General features: G+C 38.6%; 20 protein-coding genes. 4 read left to right on the plus strand and 16 right to left on the minus strand.

From position 1 onward, the window contains the following. Positions 1–173: 173 nt before the first annotated feature. Entirely contained in the window at positions 174–335 is a 162-nt protein-coding gene (locus ACXIUD_RS18615; RefSeq protein WP_458054160.1) for a hypothetical protein, read from the plus strand. 59 nt (positions 336–394) lie between these two features. Then, on the plus strand, positions 395–1207 hold the full coding sequence (locus ACXIUD_RS18620) for a hypothetical protein (protein ID WP_458054161.1): 813 nt from the start codon (positions 395–397) through the stop codon (positions 1205–1207). Positions 1208–1231: 24 nt separating this feature from the next. Here the strand turns inward: ACXIUD_RS18620 and ACXIUD_RS18625 are convergent, their stop codons facing one another. Then, on the minus strand, positions 1232–1789 hold the full coding sequence (locus ACXIUD_RS18625; protein WP_458054162.1) for a YdeI/OmpD-associated family protein: 558 nt from the start codon (positions 1787–1789) through the stop codon (positions 1232–1234). Between the two features lie 161 nt (positions 1790–1950). Here ACXIUD_RS18625 and ACXIUD_RS18630 point away from each other — a divergent pair, with 161 nt between their 5' ends. Further along, positions 1951–3651 carry an amidohydrolase gene (locus ACXIUD_RS18630; RefSeq protein WP_458054163.1) on the plus strand — a complete coding sequence of 567 codons (1701 nt, stop codon included), beginning with the start codon at positions 1951–1953 and terminating at the stop codon, positions 3649–3651. Positions 3652–3822: 171 nt separating this feature from the next. Next, positions 3823–4065, plus strand: a complete 243-nt coding sequence (locus tag ACXIUD_RS18635) for a hypothetical protein (RefSeq protein WP_458054164.1) — start codon at positions 3823–3825, stop codon at positions 4063–4065. A 198-nt stretch (positions 4066–4263) separates the two neighbouring features. On the opposite strand, the gene ACXIUD_RS18640 is transcribed toward ACXIUD_RS18635, so the two are convergent. From ACXIUD_RS18640 to ACXIUD_RS18710, 15 genes are all read right to left on the minus strand, one after another. Next, a complete protein-coding gene (locus ACXIUD_RS18640; protein ID WP_458054165.1) occupies positions 4264–4644 on the minus strand; it encodes a PH domain-containing protein in 381 nt (126 codons plus the stop codon). Between the two features lie 71 nt (positions 4645–4715). Then, on the minus strand, positions 4716–5552 hold the full coding sequence (locus ACXIUD_RS18645; RefSeq protein WP_458054166.1) for a DUF6671 family protein: 837 nt from the start codon (positions 5550–5552) through the stop codon (positions 4716–4718). A gap of 157 nt (positions 5553–5709) precedes the next feature. Continuing rightward, positions 5710–5889 carry a hypothetical protein gene (locus ACXIUD_RS18650; RefSeq protein ID WP_458054167.1) on the minus strand — a complete coding sequence of 60 codons (180 nt, stop codon included), beginning with the start codon at positions 5887–5889 and terminating at the stop codon, positions 5710–5712. Between the two features lie 69 nt (positions 5890–5958). Beyond that, positions 5959–6717: a hypothetical protein gene (locus ACXIUD_RS18655; protein WP_458054168.1), complete on the minus strand. Its 759-nt coding sequence runs from the start codon at positions 6715–6717 to the stop codon at positions 5959–5961. A gap of 150 nt (positions 6718–6867) precedes the next feature. After that, positions 6868–7851 (minus strand): TlpA family protein disulfide reductase, encoded by a 984-nt coding sequence (locus ACXIUD_RS18660; protein WP_458054169.1) that lies wholly within the window; start codon positions 7849–7851, stop codon positions 6868–6870. 276 nt (positions 7852–8127) lie between these two features. Beyond that, a complete protein-coding gene (locus ACXIUD_RS18665) occupies positions 8128–9249 on the minus strand; it encodes a 6-bladed beta-propeller (RefSeq protein ID WP_458054170.1) in 1122 nt (373 codons plus the stop codon). Between the two features lie 219 nt (positions 9250–9468). Continuing rightward, positions 9469–10815 (minus strand): flavin monoamine oxidase family protein, encoded by a 1347-nt coding sequence (locus tag ACXIUD_RS18670; RefSeq protein ID WP_458054171.1) that lies wholly within the window; start codon positions 10813–10815, stop codon positions 9469–9471. 110 nt (positions 10816–10925) lie between these two features. Beyond that, positions 10926–11180 (minus strand): DUF6364 family protein, encoded by a 255-nt coding sequence (locus ACXIUD_RS18675; RefSeq protein ID WP_458054172.1) that lies wholly within the window; start codon positions 11178–11180, stop codon positions 10926–10928. 118 nt (positions 11181–11298) lie between these two features. Next, the gene (locus ACXIUD_RS18680) at positions 11299–12378 is read right to left on the minus strand and encodes a methyltransferase (RefSeq protein ID WP_458054173.1); all 1080 of its coding nucleotides are present in this window, start codon (positions 12376–12378) and stop codon (positions 11299–11301) included. Between the two features lie 91 nt (positions 12379–12469). After that, positions 12470–12955: a hypothetical protein gene (locus ACXIUD_RS18685; protein WP_458054174.1), complete on the minus strand. Its 486-nt coding sequence runs from the start codon at positions 12953–12955 to the stop codon at positions 12470–12472. Then, positions 12945–13727 (minus strand): hypothetical protein, encoded by a 783-nt coding sequence (locus ACXIUD_RS18690; RefSeq protein ID WP_458054175.1) that lies wholly within the window; start codon positions 13725–13727, stop codon positions 12945–12947. The genes ACXIUD_RS18685 and ACXIUD_RS18690 overlap by 11 nt, the downstream gene beginning before the upstream one ends. 138 nt (positions 13728–13865) lie before the next feature. Then, entirely contained in the window at positions 13866–14387 is a 522-nt protein-coding gene (locus ACXIUD_RS18695; RefSeq protein WP_458054176.1) for a hypothetical protein, read from the minus strand. A gap of 479 nt (positions 14388–14866) precedes the next feature. Next, positions 14867–15895 carry a Fic family protein gene (locus ACXIUD_RS18700; RefSeq protein ID WP_458054177.1) on the minus strand — a complete coding sequence of 343 codons (1029 nt, stop codon included), beginning with the start codon at positions 15893–15895 and terminating at the stop codon, positions 14867–14869. Between the two features lie 473 nt (positions 15896–16368). After that, positions 16369–16782, minus strand: coding sequence for a DMP19 family protein (locus tag ACXIUD_RS18705; RefSeq protein ID WP_458054178.1), 414 nt, complete (start codon positions 16780–16782; stop codon positions 16369–16371). 327 nt (positions 16783–17109) lie between these two features. After that, positions 17110–19626 (minus strand): type I restriction endonuclease subunit R (locus ACXIUD_RS18710; protein ID WP_458054179.1); only part of this gene is annotated, 2517 nt, incomplete at its 5' end.

A 19626-nucleotide genomic window follows, 5' to 3' on the forward strand; every position in this document is an offset into this window, starting at 1 on the left:
AATAAAGTGGAAATAATGTTGAAATAAATAGAAATATTGGGGGGAGGGTTCAGTACCAATTTTGCGCCAGCAAAAAATATTCGTGAACATTAGTTTTTTCGTGGCTGATTTACCGCAGAGGTCACAGAGGTTGGCGCTGAGATCGCAAAGTTGGGGTTAAAACTTTGGGCACTTTGCGTGACCTTGGCTTCTTGGCGGTAAAAGAGAAATATGGTGGAAATAATGTTGAAATAAATAGAAATATTGGTGAAGGGGTTTTAAAACCAATTTTGCGCTTGCAAAGCATTGGTGGTCAATCATTTTTTTGTTGTGAGCAAACTTTTTTTTGGTTTTAATGTTAAGGAATTGTTAACTTTATATTTCCTGAATATTAACAGATAAATTTTGCATACACTTGAAAAAGGGATTCATCATAGGACTTATCCTCATGTTGGTGGGTTTTCAGGCCCATTCACAGGATTCCTCTGATGTCAAAGTACTCCCCATTTTTCAAAGTAAACTCGAGCGGCAACTCATCACGCAATTTGAGTCTCAGCCTTTTTTTCTATTACAATCCTTAGATCCAGGCACCAATATTTACCATGATAATTGGGAAAATTTAGTGCTTCAGTTAGATAAACTCGCTGAAAAAAAGAAATCGAATGTTCAATTGCTGTCGGACATTTTCTTTTATACCCATAACCGCATTCTCAAAAACTATACAACCTTTGCCTCCTTTGCCAAGACACTTAGCTCAGGAGATTATGATTGTGTGACGGGGACTGCTGTTATGGGCTTGCTTTTGAATCGCTATGGCGTGGACTATCAAATCATTGAATTGGAAGGTCATGTGTACATTAGAGGCCTTGTTGATGCTATTCCATTCATCATCGAAAGTACCCAGCCTGTCAATGGATTGCTCCTAGGAGAACGAAAAGTCAGAAATTTTGAGAAGAAAATCAGTGAGGAAAGCATTGAACCTATGATTGAGGGTCTTAACGAACGCATTGGTTACCGCAACAATGCTAGAAAGCAAATTAAAATTGCAGAGATAGGTTTAAAAGAATTGGCAGGGCTACAATACTACAATGATGCTGTAAGAAAATTTGAAATGGGCTCATTCGATGAAGCCTATGTGCAACTAATTAAAGGAGAGCTCCTCTATCCATCTTCACGAATCCAACAATTTAAATCTCTGATGGAAGCATTGATCCTAGAAGATAAATGAAGGCATTGAAATCTCATGCAGTTCTCAGGATTTTCTCATTTGGGTCTGTTTCGCTTGAGAAAAATGAATGATGTAGGCCCGTTGCCTGCCAGGCGTGAGCTTGAAAAATGCACGTTCCAAGGCCTCGTCTTCTGCGAATGCATCCAATAGTTCTTCGGGAATTGGTTCAGGAACCTTATCGAGAACAACTTTTTTCCCAGCGTCTTCGATGGCAATAGCTTCTTTTATGTAGTCCATGATCAGCTGCTTATGTAGATGAACTTCCTCTACCCTAGTAAACTTCCAAGATCGACCTGCCTGCCCTGCTTTTTCCAATACCTGACTTTTATCTTCCAATAGGGAGCCTTTAAAAAAACTCAAGGATGCATACGCCTTAAATGCAGCGACTATAAGTACATTTTTACCATTATGCGTATAGCAGGGTACAGACCATTTGACTTCTTCTACCAATCCCGCATCCAACACCAATTGCCTCAATTCCTCTAACACGGTTCTCCAAGGAATCACCTTGCATCGTGCAGTACCTCCATAAGGACAACGCATGCATCCCTGTACTAAATAGTTGTCGACGGATTGATTCATGATAGTACCGCAGAAAATTTCTGTTTTTAGAGTTTCGGAAAGAAAAATACAAATTTTATTTCAAAAAAGAGGGATTTACAATTGAGCAAAGTGAAGGATTTACAAGGATGGTTTGGCTAAAGATGGTAGTTTTTCTAGTTTTGAAGTAGAACACTACATATATGAAAAACATACTACTATTCAGCTTATTGATTTTCTTTCTCGCGGCCTGCGGGGGAGGAAATCCGATAGCAGACAAAATCTTTATCAATGGAATCATTTACACGGTGGATGAGACCAACCCGACAGTGGAAGCGGTCGCCGTCAAAGACGGATTAATCATCGCAGTTGGGACGACTGCCGAAATTCAAGCATTTGCAGGGAAATCCACTGAAACAATCGATTTGGAGGGCATGACAATGACCCCAGGCTTGATCGAATCCCATGCACACATTATGGGTATTGGATACAATAAGTTGGATATAGACTTGATGTATGTCAAAACTTTCGATGAATTGGTTGAAAAAGTAGCCGAAGCGGCCAGCAAAGCCGAACCGGGAGAATGGATCACCGGGCGTGGCTGGCATCAAGATAAGTGGATTGAGATGCCTGCACAGACGGTCAAAGGCTTTCAAACGCATGATGCACTCAGTGCTATCACACCTAATAATCCTGTTTACTTAGCCCATGCTTCTGGACATGCTTCCTTTGTCAATCAAAAGGCCATGGAATTGGCTGGCATCACTTCTTTGAGGGGAGAAAACCCAACGCAAGAAGTAGAGGGGGGCGAAATCATCCGAGACCAAATCGGTAATCCTACGGGGGTTTTGGTAGAACGTGCTTCTTACTTAGTAAGCAAGATGATTCCAAAAGATACTCCCGAGCGAGCTGAAAAAGCCATGGAATTGGCTTTACAGGAATTGGCAGAAAAGGGTATAACCTCCTTTCACGATGCAGGCAGTGGACAGGATGTGATTGATATTTTAGAAAAATTCAAGGCAGAAGGAAGATTGACCTCCCGTATGTACGTGATGTTGACGAGCCGTCAGCCGGAACTATTGGAAGAATGGTACAAAAGAGGACCTCACATCGATCCTGACCATATGGTAACAGTTCGCTCGATCAAGTTGAATATGGATGGTGCCTTAGGCCCTTGGGGCGCATGGTTATTGGAAGATTATGAAGACAAGCCTGGCCATCGAGGACATGAGACCATGCCTATTGACTTGGTATCTCAGGTATCTGAAAAAGGCTTGGAACTAGGCTTCCAAGTTTGTTCGCACGCTATTGGCGATCGTACCAATCGAGAAGTATTGGATAGATACGAAGCTGCCTTTGCCAAATACCCTGGCGTAACCGACCACCGATTCAGAATCGAACATGCACAACATTTGCATCCGGATGATATTGATCGCTTTGGAAACTTGGGCGTGATTGCCGCTATTCAGGCCATTCACTTGAGTTCGGATAGACCGTGGGCTATTGGACGACTAGGGGCAAAACGTATCAAGGATGGTGCTTATGTATGGCAAAAATTACTGCAATCGGGCGCAGTAATTTCCAATGGAACAGATGCTCCTGTGGAACCGCTGGATCCGATTCCTTCTTTCTACGCCTCTGTGACTAGAAAAACCTTGAAAATGACTCCAGAGGGTGGTTACGAGCCGGATCAAAAAATGACCCGCGAGCAGGCATTGAAATCCTATACCTTGGATGGTGCCTATGCCGAATTTGAGGAAAACTTCAAAGGTTCCATCCAAGTAGGCAAAGCCGCTGACTTCACGGTATTCAATCAAAACTTAATGGAAGTTCCCGAAAACCAATTGCTGGATACCCAAGTAGCGATGACTGTAGTGGGAGGGAAGGTTGTGTTTAGGAAGTAGTGTTTTGTTGTACCATGTACTAAGTACCAAGTAGGCATTGGGGTAAAGTAAACGAGGCAGGTTTTGAAAACCTGCCTCGTCTTTTTGCGATCAATTAAATTTGTTATATTAGTAATCAATTGTAGTGTTAAAACTGTTAGAAAAGGGAATAGAAATTAAACCTCTTGTTGTATGCCAACTATTGAAAAGATAAAAAGTGATTTAATTGGTAAAATTAGCTTGATTGAGGATAAGGATTTTCTTCAAGCGATAGATGTTCTAATTTCTTCTAACAAAACTCAAACTCCATTTCAAAAGCTAAGTCTTGAACAAAAAGTAATGATGGAAATGAGTGAAGCGGATATCAATGAAGGTCGCTTGATATCGCAAGAAGCACTTGAAAAAAGAAATTTAGAGTGGCTCGAAAGGAAGTAATATGGACCAAAAAAGCTATTAGAAATTCTTCAGAGCTTGGATAAGAATAAAAATTAATGTTTTCAAATTTAGTAAACCAAAAGCGAATAATAGTTTTAAATTCTATATCATGACCGATGGCAAGGTGTTTTTTTATGGTTAAAAAGACTTTCAAGGAAATCTGAAAGTCTTTTTTATTATTACACATAATCTAGCTGCCTATTTCAACACATGGAAAGCCAATACTTTTTGGACTTCGTAGACGTTGACGGATTTGTTGAATTGCTTGACGATGCTGGGGTGGGTTTCGCTGGAAACCCAGATTTTCAATTCGGCATCCAAATCAAAGGTGCCGGCAGTTTCCACACTGAATCTACTAATGGATTTGTAGATGATGGATTTATACTCTGTTTTGCTACCGGTGATTCCCTGAATGTCGATTAGAATCAAGCGCTTGTTGGTAAAAATAAAAGTGTCACGTACCAACTTAAAGCCAATATCAATGGTCTCTCCTTCGATCAATAATTTCCCGTATTTTTTGTTTAGTTCCTCTTGACTGACCATGCCAGCATTACCCAAGAGCGCTGAAAAGATTCCCATAGTTTGTTGTTTTTACAAAGTTCGTTGAAATGGAGCAATAAGCAATTCCTTCCGCAAATTCCCTCCTTAGTTTAAGGATTACAATAATCGCAATACATGGGATCTTCAGCGGTTTTTCCTTCGGGATTGGGCTTTTCTTCTTGATACGTACATTTCTTGCAGGCATAGATTTGAGCCAATATAGAGCGAGTTGGTCTTCCACACTGATCACAAGGTAGGCCTCGAATAACGTCTCGTACGGTAAATCCGGGTGTTTGGCATTGCGGGCACTCACTTTTGATCAAATCAAGCAAGCGCTCTGTTGCCTGGGCAATAACCCGCATGCGTTTAGGATTGTACAGCGCACGCATGTCGGTTTCCACATAGACGCAACCATGCTTTTCTTGAATGGATTGAAAGGTTTGAATCAACTGGTCAGCATCCTGAATTCCCTTTACTATCCCATCAAAATTATCCTTGGCAGGCCTGAGGATTAAGGCATGAGAGGGAAAATGAACTTGATCAGCAAAAGCCAGTAGGTCCTCCACACTTGACACTTCCTTCGCATCGAAGTTGGTGTCCATACTGATTTCACGCGCAACGAGTTCCAGGTTATTTCTTGCATCAATCAATACAATTAACTCCTCATCTGCCGGAACAAAAAAGAGGGTGGGGTGAGAACCAAAGGAACCTTCATTGGCAATTGCCAAATCGCATCCTGATTGCTGCATTCCTTCCAAGCACTTCTGCTTCGCAGCACTTATAGGATCCAATGTACGATCAACTTCTCCAGAAAAAGTACCCAATTCATCGGTATCGAAGGTATCATGAACTACACACTGCACACCCAAAGCCTTTTCCAGCAAGGGGGCCATCACCTGCTCTTTACCGTGCTTGGTTACGATGAGTAGATTTCTTCCTGTAAACATAGATGTGAATAAAAGATAGCTAGGAGATAAAGTGGTATTTAATCGAGTAGAGGTACTTTCCCAAAGTTCTCAAAAAATTAACTACCAACATCAATTCTTGGTCAAACTTTGGAAAAGTTGTTATAATCCCCGAAACCAGAAGAAAAATGGCATCAAGCTACTCATCCAAATCACTGCCTTTCAATTGCTGTTTGATGAGCAGCTTCACATAATGCCTGTTTCTTCGCTCTTTTTTGGCATCTGCGCGCTTATGGTTACGCTTATCTTGGACTATCCTATCCAAATCGTTGAGGTCCTGCAATTCCTGAATGTCGTTGATGGATGTTCTCTTGGGCATAGTAGGTGCATTTTTTCAATAACATCGGTCAGCTAGGAATTGTTAAATTAATAGTTTAGTCAAAATTGCTTAATAGGGATCTTTGTAAAATATGTACTTGGTAAGATTTCCCCTTTCATTCTTCAGTCGTTCATAGATCTTGTCAAAGATTTTGTTTGTTTCGAGATAGAATTGATACGATGTATTTCGGTTCGTACTAAACTCAATTCCTCTATTTTCAGGATCCTTGATTAGGAAGTCGTATAAGACCTGTTCCAAATCCTTTGTTGTCAAAGGCTGATTGTCGAGCAAAACCTGATCATCTTCGGTTAAAGAAACCGCAATTGTTTTTATATCTTTAATCACATCTGAACCTAACTCATCAAACACATTCGAAGTAACTGGAGATGCAATTGTATAAAACGTATAAAGACTAGATATCCTTAAAAAAGCTAATTCTAAATCTTTTTCTGATAAATTATCTATGATGCGTTGGGCAAGAATACGAGGGTTGATCTCAGCACTGACATTCTCCGAAATACGGGTGAAGGCTTCGTAATGTTGAAAAGTAGCTTGAGAAAGTTCTTGAGGTGTTAACATTTTATAATAACACGAAAGAAAAACCTCCATATCCACAGAACTCAATAGCTGAAAAGAAGTGTCTATAGAGAAGGTCAAATCATATTCGTTGACTATTTCCTGAAAAACAGCTTTGTAAGCAGCTCCTGACTTATCAAATAGCAATCCTCTTTCAATAAAATAATCTTCTAGAGCTGTTAACTCCTGACGCAATTGGAGCGCTTCTTCAATGGACAAGTTTGCTTCACAAAAATCAATTCTTTCTTGCATTAAAAGAGGTATTTGCTGAGCAAACAGCGTACACGATATCAGAAAAAAAAAGAAAAATAACCTGATTTTCATATATGATACATCTGTTTAAATCCAGATTCAAAGATAGCCTTTTCCAAGTTTGAAGGTCAATTTAAGACTCAAATCCACTTATTCCGCTAACTTCAAAATCTTCTTCCGACTCTTTTTAGTATAGCTTTTAAATACATCTGTCAATTCTCCCTGCTCATTAATAATGAAAAACGTTGGATAAATATCCGTATTCATATACGCCATAGTGAAGTTATGCTTATCCAAGAGATTTTTCCAAGTGATCCGCTGTTTTTGCTCGGCGTAGGCATTCAAAAAAGCATCTTGAGAGCGGTCGTCCCAGATGGTAATGATCTCATACCTGCTTGAACCTGTTTGATACAATTCCTCCAAAAACTCAATGCTTGCAATGGAGTAGACGCATCCGGAGGAAAACAAAGCAATCAATTTGGGTTTGTCGTTGAAGGAAAATAATGGAGTTGGGCTTCCTGTATGATCCTCTAAGATAAAATTTTCTACTTTCTTCCCTTTTTTCACTGCGGGCCTGTTTTTGGCATCCGTATAGGCTGCAATCCTTCCAAAAAAATCTGATTGCTGAAGTTCAGCAGGCACAGCATTCTGAAATTCCTCCAAACTATTGAAATGAATGGATTCCCTTTTGGTAGCTACCAAATGTAGACTAGGCAAGACTTGCGGATTTTGAAGCGCTTGCTTGATTCTTTCATTTTCAGACAAGGTATGGAGTTTGTCCGCAAAGTCCTGAAAAGCTAATCGGGAAGTAATGGTATAACTTCCATCACTCAAATCAACCGATAACTCTACCCGATTGGAATCAAACCACACTTGGGGAATTTGACGAAGGATCTTGCCATTAGAGGCTATTGTACTGATAGAAACAAATGAAGGAAGTTGAGCAGTGGATTGTTGGACTTCGAAGGTTCCGTTTTCTTGAATCTGCAACGTTGTCAGCATACCATCATTTTCCAAATACAGACGCTGAGAAGGATCATAGCTCGCAAGTGTACCTTTAACTATAACCGTCACCTGTGCACTGAGTTGGGTACTTAGGCAAAATAAGATTGCAGCAAAAATCGCTTTTAGCATGGTCTTTTTCTTGGTATGTTATTTTTTACGATTGCAAATTTTATGAGTTGTCCTACCAATCAAAATTTTCCATATGCTTTTGATTTAATTTTTACTCCAAATTAAACAGGGTTACCTTCGGAATTAAGATGTGGAATCAATTCTTCAAATGCTTATTTATGTGATTGGAATAAATCATTAACTTAATTTGATGAAAAATAGAATAAGATACGATCAGGATTGGAAGAGAAATAAAATATATCATCCGAAACAGCTACCAAATAAGAATTAGTAATACTAAAACTTGAACTTGCAAAACAATAAAACTGGATTATCATTGTTTGTTACGTTTGCAGTTGCTGCTTTAGCCTTTTCAGGGAAATTTGATCGATCGACCGGCAATTGAGCAGGGTCAATAGCCGCTACAAACCAATCGGCTGTGCCAAAGGTAAACGCCAATGGATTTGTAAAAGTGATGTCATTTTCCAGATTCATAAAATTGATTAAATAGGTGTTTAGATTTTTCTTGTTTCGAAGTGAAAAATAGGGATTCATTGATTGCAAGAAGTAAAGCAGCTGATGTTCTGAATTTTCCAAAAACAATTGGTTGATAGCGTACTCCACCGTTCTTTCTTCCAATTGATCAGGATTCATTTTTGAGTCAAACTTAAATGCCTTATCGCCATGGTCAATAAACAAATGTGGAATAGGGATTCCTTGAGCATTGATGGAAAAAATAGTATCGTTCAAGTAACGCCGATAAAGTACTGATCCATCATTTAGTTTTAATAACGGCGATAAAATCAATTGATCAACTATTCTGTTTTGGTAAGGGAAAAAACTTTTAGGAGCTTTAAAATTGCCATCGGTTGTCAATAAGTTGGACTCCATTCCACCATTGATAAATACATATCCCTTATCCATATTTTTTTCAATTCTAAAACCTGCAATCCCGGTTTTTTGGGAGTTGACAAAATTACCTTCGAAATCAAATCGCAACAGATTTTCAGGATTGTCATAGACGTAAACATAATTTCCGTCAATAAACAAATCAATGGGGTTGTTAAACTCTCCTGGTCCGCCCCCTTTTTTTCCAATATTTCTTACATGTTTCCCCGAGGAATCAAATACTTTAACAGGTTGAGGACTCAAAGGATCCAAAACAAAAATTCGATCATTATGCAAAGTGACCTTTTCCATTTTCACAATGAGCGATGAATCATTCGTTGCTAAGGGCACTAAAAAATAATCATCATTAATAAGGGTACTTACCTTCTTTTCAGAACTTTCTGATACAAGGATTTTCCAAGATTCAATTGCATCCAAGTCTACTTTGCTTTCACTGCTGCAGGAGAAAAGAATAGTTGAAGCAAAAAGAAGTGATAGCAGAGGAATAGTTTTATTTATGTTAGTTTTCATAGTTATTAAATAGTTAGAAATTTTTAAAAAGTTTTTGGCCAAAAACGACTTCATTTTGAAGCCAAAACTAAGTTAAATCAAACGTTCAATCAAAACAATAACTAGACGATTAATTATAAAATGTTTTACTTGGAAGGTGTTTTTTTTTAAACGGTAATAAATAAGGTCTAATGCAATTGGTATAGCTTTTGGAAAAATGTATTCCTCCTTCCTTAATCGTCACTTACTATTGGATACTTTACCATGGATAATTGTTGTAGCGGTCTGCAAACCTGTTTCTGCTGCTCCATGAACAGATTGATGATGCCCATTGGTATTCATGGCCTCGCCAGCGAAAAACAGCCTATTTTCAATCGGCGCTGCTGCCACATTTCTGGCATTGCCCATCCTTACTGTACTGTAAGAATAGGCGCCTTTAATATAGGGTTGAGTACTCCAATTTTGTACATGCGCCTGAATAAAGCTGGCAGAAGCTTGTCCCTGATACATGCTATCCAAGTCGGCAAGTAACTCCTGCACGATTGAATCATCAGTGCCAAGGCTAGTCAGATATTCTGCTTGTTTTCCCATGACAAAAGCAAAGAGCACATGTTCTTGGGTATTTTTAGCCACACTATCATCGATGTATGCAGCACTTATCTTGCCACCCAAGATATATTGCCCATAAAATTTCTTCGAAAACTTAAGAAAAACCTTCATCCCCGCATCCATACCAATTTTTTGAAAGGCTGCTGTTTTTTCTTGTGGCAGTGGGGGATAAAATTGGATATCCCCCGATTGAAGAATGGTAATCGGTACTGTGATGATTACTTTCTGCGCATCAAAGACTTGATTGTCCTTGGTCATTACCCGAATATCTTTGCCAGCATAATCAATGGAAGCGACAGGAGCATTGAACATGATATTGTCCTTGACTTTGGATGCAATCTCCTGGTCAATAAAATCAAAGAATGTTTCTCGAAACCTATAATCCTGGGCACCCGAAGTCCAGTTTTCAAACTCTTTGTTGGTATAGAAAACGGAAAGCCGGTCCGCGGCAGCTCCGTAATCACCTGCTATACCTTCAACAATATTTGCGTATGCTGACCCAAATCCCTTCATGCGGGCAAATGCTGCAAAGGATACATCCGGTAATTGTTGTCCTTGAAAAATGTCGATAGATCTTGGCAGTTTGTTGAGCAGCTGATTATTGAACCAATAATGAGGTGACATAGAATCCTTCACTATTTTGGTTGAAGATTTTTTTATCAATTGGCCAAGCAGATTGTTTCTCCCATGTAGCCATTGGGCACCCAAATCCAAGGAATAATCGGCAAAGCCCGCGAGTTTGGCTAGACGGCCGCCATATCTGTCACTGGCTTCCAATACCTGAACATCAACACCCTGAGATTTCAGGATAGTTGCGGCATAAAGTCCCGCCACACCGGCGCCTATGATTAAAACTTTCTCATCCATGGATTCATTACGCATGGTTTTTACAGATAGTTGATCAAAAATTTCAGAAGAAAGCAACCCTGTGCCCAAAGAGGCTATTCCAGTTTGAATTAAAAAATCACGGCGGTTCATGGTAAAGGAATTTATTTTAAGCTATTCAGGTATTCATCTGGGTTCAACACTGATAATTCGGAATCTTTAAAATCCCTGCCATTTCTGGTAATTATCATTAAAGATCTTTCTCATTTATATTTCTCATCGAGATAATCACGATATTCTTTTTTGTAATCAAAATCAGCTGGTAGATCAACCACACCACTCAGGCTCTTAACAAAAGGGGTAATGGATATCTTCTTATGATTTTCTTGTGGTTGTGAGATACTTTCGAGGTAAGATTCTATCATTTTAGAAAGGCTAACATTATGGCTTTTAGCAAAAATTTTCGCTCTCTCTATCACATCCTTGTTTAAGCTCAATGTTAACTTAGTCTTCTTCATAATTGTACAATTTAGAGATGTATAAATTTAACATATTTATGCATCTGACTAAATATAGTAAGAAAATAATAGTCAATTGTCAGTAAACAAAAAGCGAGTTCTCCCGCTAAAAAAGCAATCAATTATCTTTCACCTTCAACACCCACAATTCCACGGCTTCCTCTCCACGCCAATGCTGATTGCGTTGGGTCTTTTGAGAAGCTTCTTTGACGGATTTTTTGAAGCATCGCTCTAAGACAAAACGCCCACCAGATAGCAGTTCTTGTTCTATCGGATGTTCTTCCGTTACCCCTGTGATTTGGGCCAGATTAGAAAACAGGATAAGCAATTGACCACCTGGCAGCAGGCGCTGATGCGCAGCTGCAAAGAATTCGGGAAATAGCCGCTCGTTATAATAGATGGCTTCATCCAATTTATTGGATTCCTTGGAGGTTGGTAGCCAAGGTGGATTGAATATAATCAACTCGGTTGGCTTTACCCATTTACCAAACAAATTCCCAAAATCGAGCTCTATTTTTCTAGACAACTTGGTATCACCCATGGATTCGGTTAACCCGATGATCGCATTGGCATTAATATCTGTTCCAAAAACTTTTTGAAAACCATGCTGCACCAGCAGCAGGGAAAGGATACCACTTCCAACGCCTACATCGATAGCTGATTTTTTGGGGCCTTGGTAGCGCTTGAGCCAATTGTCAAACAAGGTTACATGCTCAAATCGGGTTGGAAAGTAGACTCCGTAATAGGGGTTGATTTTATTCCGCAAACCGGGGATTTGAATGCCGTTGGTATACCATTGCCAAGCACTGTTGAGACCTTGAACTTGAGGAAAGGGTAGAAAAAAATCGTTCAATTCAGGATACAATTTTGCCAACCAACCGATCTCGGGTGCTTTTTTTACATCAAGCTGATGCCCTTTTACACGAAGAAGGATGCGGTTGGACAGGTTTCTGTATTCTGTACGATACGTACGCTGTTCGAGAAAGGAGTGATTGGGCAGCGTCTTTTTGAGATGTGCGGATAATTCGCGAAGCAAGTCCAGTCCATTGCTGTAAAATTCCTCCACCAATACCTGCTTGCCTGACAGCAATGCCTGAATGGCTTCTTCCGTAGGAGTTTTTCGGGTGTAGGATAAAATCTCACCCTCCAATGCTATAGGTTCGGGTCTGTGTGCTTGTAAGGGTTGTTTTGCTTGCATGTCGTTTGAGCGCTTCCTACAAAGATTTAAAAAATTAGTGGCTGTTCCAATTTTTAAAAATAGGCCTTGATTATTTTAGGTTTTTCTTTAATCAAAAATCAAGAAGTCCAAAAGTTTGATGGTATGGTATATTTAGATCAAGAAATTGAAATTTCGGAGTAGTCTGCTGTTTTAACAAGTTGTAAATTTTTAAACTTTCACCATCTGAAGAAAGGTAAAATTCAATAGTTTTTTCACAGTCAGCTTGAGCAAACAGTTTTGTGTCGTTTGGAATTATATTTCTATTTGTAAGATCTATTTTACCATTTCTTTTTGCGTTGAAGGCGATTTTAGCAAATTCTCCTGTTCTTTTTGAATGATCTAAATTGAATGGAACTATTTGTAAGTTTCTTAAAGGAAGTTCATGAACATCACCACCAACACAATATTCAGCAATGCTGATAGTAGAAATCATCATTGTTATATCGTTCTGCAAAAAGTATCGAAAATATCCATCGGAATTTTTGAATAGAGGATCACTTTCATTAAGAAAACGAATAAAGAAACTTGTGTCAAGTAAAACAGCTTTATGCGTCATAACTGCCCCTAATTTCTTTTAACCATTTATCGGGGTCTACACTGTCAAGCCAAGTTTTTTTTGCTTTATCCCGAAGTCCTTTTAAATATATCTCATCATATTTTGGTTGATAATCAACCAATTCTATAAACTTTAAAGTAGAAGTATCAATCTCTCCTGTTTCTGAGTGTTGCTTACCCGTTGCTCTGATACCTACTGTCTTGTAGAGTATGTTTTCGTCATATTTCTCTAAAAAGCTAATTGGTGTCTGTATTCTAACTGTTCCAAGTTCTTTGGTGAAAACGTGAATATTTGCTTTATCCTTACCACCTGCATTTGTGACCTTGCCATAAAAATAAAATTCAGCTTCAGCCCAAATAACTTCAGTTCTGTAGTACCTTGTGCTTTTGTCAAATATCATCTCATTTGTATTATTTAGAGATGTTTTGATGCTAAAAACATAATTTCGTTTTGTAGCAATATGTTGAATATTTTCAAACGCTTTTGCAGTTCCTAAATCGAGAAAGTCAATATTTTGAACTTGGTTAACTTGGCCAATTATTGCATTAAAACCAATTATATGTTGAATTGAGGTTATAAATATATGCTTAACAGAACCTTCTTCTATTTTATAGCTGATAGTTGGTCTATCTCTTTTGTCACCTGGATAAAGCAAGTTTTCAGCATTTTCGAGAATAGAGATAATATCCCGAATATCGTAATTGTCGGGAGACAGGTCAAGATTTCCGTTTGAACCTGTTATTCTTATCTCTATGAAACCAACTTTTTCCATAATACAAAGGTACTATTTTTAAGAGTTGGTCAGTTAATTTTAATAACACTTTCTTGCGTATCTGTCATTACAAGATAAACAAATAGGGATGCCCCTCAAGGCATCCCTATTCAACTAAACCAACCAAACCTAAACTTATTATCTTGCAAATAGACCCAAAATCAAGTACGTAGTCAAATCAGTTGTACTGATGTCCTGTGTTGGGTCATGGACTACAAAGAAACCTTCATAGTTATTCACGATCTGATCAAATGACAGCATTGCTTGGTGTTCTACTACCGCAGTGGTGCCCTGAGGAGTAACCATGGCAGACAACACGTTGCTGTTTGGTGCCTCATTGTAAGGAGTGCCATTTGGTGTAGTGGCAGGATCAGCCGCATCATGGGCATGGATCATATACATTCTACCTGGTAGAGCATTGGTAAGCGTTACCGTGATTTTGGCCATCCCTCCCGCTTGCTCCTCTACTACCATTCGTGCAGTTAAGTTTCTTGGGTGCTCCCCAACATAGGCTGTCGCTGCGCCTACCAATTGTCCTTCATTGAAACTGTACTCAAAAGTTTGCGATCTAAGCATTGGCATATCATCCGAATCATTACAAGAAGCCATTAATACCAACATGGCCATTAAAGCCAGGATAGAAAGTGTTAAATTTTTCATATTGTTTTATTTTAAGTTCTTTGGAGGGATTTACGACCCTACCTACTGACTTGGATTGATTGGATTGGAAGATTTTTTGATTTTTTTAAAAAAGTGGCTAGAAAGGGGAATTGGAAGAGTGTGGTTTTTGATTTTGAAAAAATTATGAAAAGTGAGTGTTTATGGGGGTTATAAGTGCTATTTATTTTGCTGACTGGGATTTTATTTTAATTCAGTCTTAGTGTTTAACTTTATCTAAAAAATGGGTGAAAGGTTTCTAGGCAAAAAACTTTCCGCCTGTACTGAACTTTAATAAAAGCAGAAAGCTACATAGATAAACCCTCTTCTATACCAGCGTAGTCTAAATAGGTATCTAGATCAAAAAGATTAATTCCGTAATCCGACATTACTCCACCTCGGTTTAGCCTTTATATGTTGTTGTGTGCTGACCTTTGTTTGGTTATCGGATTGTTAGCTATTCAGACGTCAATGCCTTGGTTTTATTCAATTATTTTCCAATGTCCTGTTTTATCACTTCCAATACGTTCTATTTTTCCGTTATCTTTAAGGTCTTTAATTTTTCTTCTTACGGTGCTAAGGCTCATTTTTAAGCCTTCACTAATTTCTTTAGCTGTTATTTTGTTGTCTTGCTTAATTAATGAAAATACAGTGTCATTTACAGTGTCAATTTGAGGTTTTACAGTGTCATTTACAGTGTCAGCAAGAATGTGTAATTCCCGGTTTTTTAGAGAAAAATCTCCTTTGAGTAATAGGTTAGAAAGAAAAAGAGTTAAAAACTTTTCTGTCCTATAAATACCCCTTGACAAGTCTTCGTAATTCGCTCTTACCAACGCATTTCGAAAATACCAGGAGTGGTTGGCAAACAAGTCGTTGTTAACGTTTTTGAATCCTAATTTCCGCAAATATTTGATTAAGAATATAGCGGTTGTTCGTGTATTGCCTTCACCAAAAATGTGGATTTGCCACAAGTTTGAAATAAAGTGAGCTATGTGTTCTATAATTTCCTGTTCGCTTAGACCCTTGTAGCTAAATTTTCTTTCTTGCTCAAAGTCGTATTCTAAGGTTGCCCTTAAACTGTCAGCACTTGCATAAAGAACAGTTTCTCCATTTAGCACCCATTCTTTTTTTGTGATATTGTAATCACGGATTTTTCCCGCGAATTGGTAAATGCCTGTAAATAACCTATGATGAATTGTCAAATATTCAGCCGGTGAAAATGTAAAGGTTTGTTCACCCAGCATTTCAGCAATTCGTGCTGAAACTTTGTCGGCTTCTTCGGTTCTGTCTTCAGCTGTTTTGGTTGGGTGTTGTTCATAGTAACTTTCAATCCGCTTTTTTACTTCGTCAATAGTAATGTCGCCTTCAATATTTTGTTTGGCAGTTTCAATGAGATATTCAGAAGGTTTTAAACCGTCCACTTGTTGCAAGCCGATAGCCGTTTTCCAAACTTTTGCTTTCTCTACTTTATTCGGCTCGCCTTGTCTTAAATATTCATCAAAGTTTTCCATTCTCTATTTTACAAAGTTCGTTTTTTTCTCCTAGTTGTTTGTTGTCCAAATTAATGAAAATGTCAATGGAAATTTACTTTTTTCTGTCTTATACCGGTGTTGATCTCGTCAGTATAGTTGCCATCAACGGTAGACCCCCATCACACGGGGCAAACTGTGAAAAAACTCTTTCCTCTTTTTTAGTTCAGCTGTTTTTCAATCACTCTGATCTAGTGATTTAAGTGGACGTAAATTGTAAGATTTCAAACTTATTTCCTTGAATCCCATCCAAGGAATAGACCGGTTTCAAATGACCTTTTTTTAGAGGAAAAATATCAAAAGCAAGACACAAATCCTGTCCCGATTATCAGGAATTAGATTGAGCTAGGTTGGTTAACTCGGTTGGTGAGCCTGTCGAACCATGTTTAATCACGCGGAAGTGACGCTGTGCTCAACTTCGGCTTATCCCTTATATGTTATATCATTGTTATTTTTCAATTTCCTATTCCCGTCCGATTGATATGTTCGAGAAGAGCTCTTTCTAAATCCACAGAAGTTTTCCAAAATTTATCGTCCATTTCTTCAATGTCTTTTTGGAGTTGCTCTTCTGGAAACTTGTCAAATTCTTCTTGTCTGGCATCATGTCCTTTAGGTACTCCATTTGGAAAATAGGTTTGATTAAACTCTCTTAATTGATTGGCAACTGAATGAACGTTCAAATATTCCAGGTCTTCAATCGTATCCGAATTCTTATCAGCACCGTGGTTCATATAATGATCCCAAAGACCTCCAGTTATTAATGGTTCGATATTGAACCATATCCGCTGTTCTCTGGTCAATTTATCATAGTCGGAGTAGCCTAAATTAACTATTTTCTCCCATACTGATTGAGCTTCGTCTCTTGTCATTTATACTGTCTTTTTTTAACGTTTTGCGTGTATGTGCAGTGGCGGATTAGAAGCCTTTTCCCTTCAGTTTAGCACAAAGTTTTTAGAAGTAAAGACCTGCAATTTACCACTTCACCCGCTATTGCCACGTGCACACTGTTAGGACATCATGCTTCTTTTTCGTCCGCTGGTTAGTCGGTCGTTTTTGTCCAGCGTAGGTACAGACACACTCTTTCCCAAGCTTTGGTTTGAGCGTTGGCAGGTCCGGCTTGGCAAATGCTAAGCATTCACGAACACCATTGAAATTAAACAGACAATGAGTAATTGTGTCACTGCTGCGTGAGTTCATTAGTTCTGATTTTTTTTAAAATTCTCTGCTTGTTCAAAAATCTCAACATATACTTCATCTCTCTCTACGGGTGGATAGCCAAACTCGTCTAGCAATAGAATGAGTCCAACTTTTAAAGCAGCTTTTATGTCGTCACGTTTGTTCCAGTCAGGGAATTTGGCTTGTCCGTCAACAAGGTCTTTCACGGCTTTTGCCAGTTCAATCATTTTGTCGTCTGGATATTTGAAGTCGTATTTGATGCACAGCTCTTTTAGAATGTCGTAAAAGGCTTTCTCCTGAAAGTCAATTCCTAATTCGTCACCAGCCGAAAATTCTTTGTGAACCTCCCAAATCAAGTCTGTCAAGGCGTTTGCCATTTCTTCATAGACTTCACTTCTCAAAATGTCGTTGGCATCACGATTGTTGTATCGTTCAACTAAGGCTTGCATTTTCTTTGAAAAGTCAATGCCTTTTACCTTGTTTACTTTTCTGATTTCACCGATTACTTTAGCCAATAGTTGTTGGAGCAATTTGATTTTCGTGTTAGGTAATTTGATTTTCTCAATCTTAGCCAAATAGTCTTCATCAAAAATGTCTTGTTCGGTTTCTGCTTCGTCACCAAGTTTGAAAATTTCTTCTACTCCATCACTTTGTAATGCATCTTTTATCATCTCCCGAACTTTGGCATTCATCTGTGCCGTGTCGGGGGCATTGCCTTTGGTGAGTTTGAATACAATAGAACGAATTGCCAAATAAAAATGGGTATAATCTCTTTCGGTTTGGGTTAACTGTTCGCTTCCTGCACAAATATCATAAGCAGCTTTCAGTCGCTTCACCAAACCCATAAATCGGGTTTCAAGTTCTTTGGTTTGTTGCACATATTCCGCAGCTAAATTCAAAGTGTTTAATTGCTGAATGGTTGTGCCTTTGAAATAATTGGAACTGTCAAAGGTGTGAAACAGTTTAGCCAACAAGTCTAAATGATTTCTTACGATGATGATGGATTCGGCAATGTCTTCAAAATTGTCTTTATCGCCTTCGCTGTATTGCTTCAAGGCTAAATTCATTTGGTTTTTGATGCCGATATAATCTACAACTAAACCTTTGTTCTTTCCTTCAAACTTTCGGTTTACTCGTGAAATAGTCTGAATTAAATTGTGTCGTTGAATAGGTTTATCAATGTAAATACTATCCAAGAAAGGTACATCAAACCCAGTAAGCCACATATCTACCACTATGGCAATTTTGAAATTCGATTTTTCGTTTTTGAATTGTCGGTCTAATTCTTTGCGTTGCTCTTTTGTCCCTAACAAATCATACATTTCTTTCGGGTCGTCTTGTCCTCTGGTGGCAATGAGTTTGATTCGCTCAATGGGTTTGAGTTCTCTTTTGTCTTTGTCTGTTAGGATTGCACCTTCTTCTGATGCTCGTATTTCGTTCCATTCAGGTCTTAATTCTAAAATGTTTTTATACAACTCATAGGCAATTTCACGGGTGCTACACACAAACATCGCTTTGCCTTTAACAGTTGCACCCTCAGCAATTCTGTTTTCATAATGATTTACAAAGTCGTTGGCAACTTCCATCAATCGTTCAGGGTCGCCAATAATGGCATACATCTGTGCCATTTCTTTTTTGCTTTGCTCAATCTGATTTTCATTGCTTCCAATTTCAGCACACTTTGCATAGTATTGTTCAATCTCTTTGAGTTTAGAATTATTCAGCAATACTTTGGCAGCTCTGCCTTCATATACAATTCTAACTGTGATTTCATCTTTCACCGATTCTGTCATTGTGTATGCATCAACCACTTTTCCGAAAACATCAAGTGTTGCATCTATTGGCGTTCCTGTGAATCCGACAAATGTGGCATTGGGCAATGAATCGTGTAGATATTTTGCAAAACCATACGTTTTTGTAACGCCCTTTTCAGTCACTTTTACTTTTTGGTCAAGGTTTACTTGGCTTCTGTGTGCTTCGTCCGAAATACAAATCACATTGTTTCTGTCCGTGAGCAGTTCGGTATCTTCTGTAAACTTGTGAATGGTAGTTAAAAAAACGCCTCCACTTTGTCTGCCTTGAATTAGTTCTCTTAAATGTGCTCTGCTTTCAACGCTTACCACGGTATTGTCGCCAATAAAGTTTTTGGCATTGGTAAATTGCCCTGAAAGTTGGTCGTCTAAATCGGTTCTATCTGTAATCAATACAATAGTTGGGCTTTCAAAGTATTCGCTTTTCATTAAAAGCCTTGTCAGATAAAGCATGGTAAAACTCTTTCCGCAACCTGTAGCCCCAAAATAAGTTCCACCTTTTCCGTTTCCTTCGGGTTTTTGGGCTTTCTTGATATTGTCATACAATGCCCGTGCAGCATAGTATTGCGGATAGCGACAAACAAGTTTCTCGTTTTTCTTTGAGCTGTCAGGAATGTAAATGAAGTTGCGGATGATGTCTCGCAATCGGTTTTTATTGAACATTCCCTGAATGAGCGTAAACATTGAATCAATGCCATCTACATCCTTAGCAAGTCCAGCAACACG

This window comes from Mongoliitalea sp., assembly GCF_054166905.1.